The organism is Actinocrinis sp. (genome assembly GCF_035605935.1).
GTDB lineage: Bacteria > Actinomycetota > Actinomycetes > Streptomycetales > Catenulisporaceae > Actinocrinis.
This window is the reverse complement of record NZ_DATNGK010000284.1, coordinates 1-3112: the sequence shown is the minus strand read 5'-3', so window position 1 is coordinate 3112 and position 3112 is coordinate 1. Positions and strand designations below refer to the sequence as shown.

The 3112-nt window shown below is 69.9% G+C and carries 1 protein-coding gene; it reads left to right on the top strand.

Annotation, left to right across the window (positions count from 1 at the left end):
• A partial coding sequence (gene smc / locus VN779_RS22960; RefSeq protein ID WP_349260901.1) for a chromosome segregation protein SMC occupies positions 1-3112 on the top strand: 3112 nt, incomplete at both ends.

Here is a 3112-nt window from a genome sequence, read left to right as displayed (position 1 = left end):
GCGCCGAAGTCACCGTGACGATCGACAACTCCGACAACGCGCTGCCGATCGAGTACTCCGAGGTGTCGATCACCCGCCGGATGTTCCGCGACGGCGCGAGCGAGTACGAAATCAACGGCACCAGTTGCCGTTTGATGGATGTGCAGGAACTGCTCTCCGACTCGGGCATCGGCCGCGAGATGCACGTCATCGTCGGCCAGGGCAAGCTCGCCGAGATCCTTGAATCACGGCCGGAGGACCGGCGCGCGTTCATCGAGGAGGCCGCCGGCGTGCTCAAGCACCGCAAGCGCAAGGAAAAGGCGGTCCGCAAGCTCGACTCGATGTCGGCCAACCTGGCCCGGCTGACCGACCTGACCACCGAGCTGCGCCGCCAGCTCAAGCCGTTGGGCCGCCAAGCCGAGATGGCCCGTCGCGCCCAGACCATCCAGGCCGACCTGCGTGACGCACGGCTTCGCCTGGCCGCAGACGATCTGGTGACCCGCAAGGCCGAGTTCGACAACACCGACCAGGCCGAGACCACCCTGCGCCGCGAACACGACGAGTTGACGACCCGCCTCGAGGCCAAGATCGTCGAACTGAACGCGCACGAATCGGCGGTCAATACCCTCAGCGAGCGCGCCGAGGCCGCCCAGCACACCTGGTTCCGGCTGTCGGCACTGGCCGAACGGGTCAGCGCGACGGTGCGCATCGCCAGCGAGCGCGCCCAGCATCTCGACGCCGAGCCCGAGGCGTCCAGCGGCCCCGACCCCGAAGCCCTCGAGGCGCAGGCTGAGGAGGTCGCGACCCAGGAGCGGCAACTGCTCGACGAGCTGGCCCAGTCCCGCACGCGATTGGAGGCGGCGCGCACCGAGCTCACCGAACGTGAGCGCGTCGCTGCGGAGGCCGAACGCGCCCACCTGGCCGCCGCTCGCGCCGAAGCCGACCGCCGTGAAGGCCTGGCGCGGCTGGCCGGACAGGTCGACACCATGCGCACCCGCGTCGAGTCGATCGACGAGACCGTGGCCCGCATGTCGGTCGGCATCGAGGAAGCGGCGGCCAAGGCCCAGCAGATGCAGGCCGAGTTCGAGACCATCCAGGGCCGCGTCGGTGAACTCGACGCCGGCGAGGTCGGCCTCGACGAGCACCACGACCGCACCGTGGCCGCGCTGCGGCTGGCCGACGAACGCGTCGCCGAACTGCAGGCGGCCGAGCGCGGGGCCGAGCGTCAAGTGGCCTCGCTACGGGCGCGTATCGAGGCGTTGTCGGTCGGGCTGGATCGCAAGGACGGCGCGGCGTGGTTGCAGAAGAACCGTGGCGGCGCAGGACTTTTCGGCTCGATCGCCAACCTTCTGAAGGTGCGGCCCGGCTATGAAGCCGCAGTGGCGGCCGTCCTTGGCGCGGCTGCAGACGCCGTCGCCGCGGAGAACTTCGGCGCCGCCCGGTCGGCGGTCGCGGCGCTGAAGGAATCCGACGGCGGCCGTGCGGCAATCGTGCTGGGCGACTGGCCGCACCGCGCGACGCCACCGACGGAACAACTGCCCTACGGCGCGACATGGGCGGTGCACCTGGTCGAGGCACCCTCGCGGCTGCAGGGCGCGATCACGGCCATGCTGTCCGGCGTGGCAGTGGTGCCGGACCTGACCGCCGCGCTGGATCTCGTCGCGGCGCGTCCGGCGCTTCGCGCGGTTACCACCGACGGTGATCTCGTCGGTGCGGGTTGGGTCAGCGGCGGCTCGGACCGCAAGCCCAGCACGCTGGAGATCACCTCAGAGGTCGAGAAGGCGCGCGCCGAACTGGCCGATTCTGAGAAGCAGGCAGGCGAGCTGTCCGCCGCATTGTCCGGTGCGCTGGTGGAGCAGGCGTCCCGCCAGGACGCCGCCGAGCAGGCACTTGCCGCGCTCAACGAATCCGATGCCGCGATCTCGGCCATCTACGAGCAACTCGGCAGGCTCGGGCAGGACGCCCGCGCCGCCGACGACGAGTGGCAGCGGCTCATCCAGCAGCGCAACGAGCTGGAGGCGGGCCGCAACCAAACCGTCGAGGAACTCGCCCAACTCGAGCAGCGGCTGCACAACGCCCAGCAGGAGCCGACGTTCGAAGCGCAACCCGTCGACCGCCAGGCGTCGATGGCCGCCGCAGAACAGGCCCGAGCAGCCGAGGTGGAGGCGCGGCTGGCTGTGCGCACGGCCGAAGAACGCGCGAATGCCGTTCGCGGGCGGGCAGATTCGCTGCGACGGGCGGCGGCGGCCGAACGCGAGGCCCGGCTGCGTGCGCAGCGTGCCCGCCAGGCACGCGAACACGCCGCGGCGGTAGCGGCCGCGGTAGCCGAGTCAGGACGCCTTGTCGCGCAGCGGCTGAGCTCGGCGGTGGCCGTCGCATCCCGCGCCCGCGACCAGGTCGCCGCCGAACGCCAGCACCGGGCAGGCGCGCTGACGAAGGCGCGTGAAGCGGTCAGCGAGCTGTCCGCCAAAATCGCTGCGATCACCGACTCGCTGCACCGCGACGAAGTCGCCAAAGCGCAAGCGGCACTTCGCATTGAGCAGCTCGAGGAGCACGTCCTCGAGCAGTTCGGCATGGCGACCGCCGACCTGATCGCTGAGTACGGTCCCGACGTGGCATTGCCACCGCCGGAGCTAGAGATGGCGGAATACGAGCAGGCGCGCGAACGCGGCGAACAGGTCACCGCGCCCGCGCCGATGCCGTTCGACCGGCCCACCCAGGAGCGTCGCGCCAAGAAGGCCGAACGCGAGCTCAACGAGTTGGGCCGCGTCAATCCTCTTGCGCTGGAAGAGTTCGCCGCGTTGGAGGAGCGCTACAACTTCCTGTCGACTCAGCTCGAGGACGTCAAGGCGGCTCGCAAGGGCCTGCTCGACGTCATCGCCGACGTCGATGAGCGCATCCTGCAGGTGTTCACGGAGGCCTACGCCGACGTGGAACGCGAATTCCGCGATGTGTTTTCGGCGTTGTTCCCCGGTGGCGAGGGCAGACTGCTGCTCACCGACCCCGACGACATGCTCACTACCGGTATCGAGGTGGAGGCCCGTCCGCCCGGCAAGAAGATCAAACGGCTGTCACTCTTGTCCGGCGGCGAGAAGTCGCTGACCGCGGTGGCCATGCTTGTGGCGATTTTCCG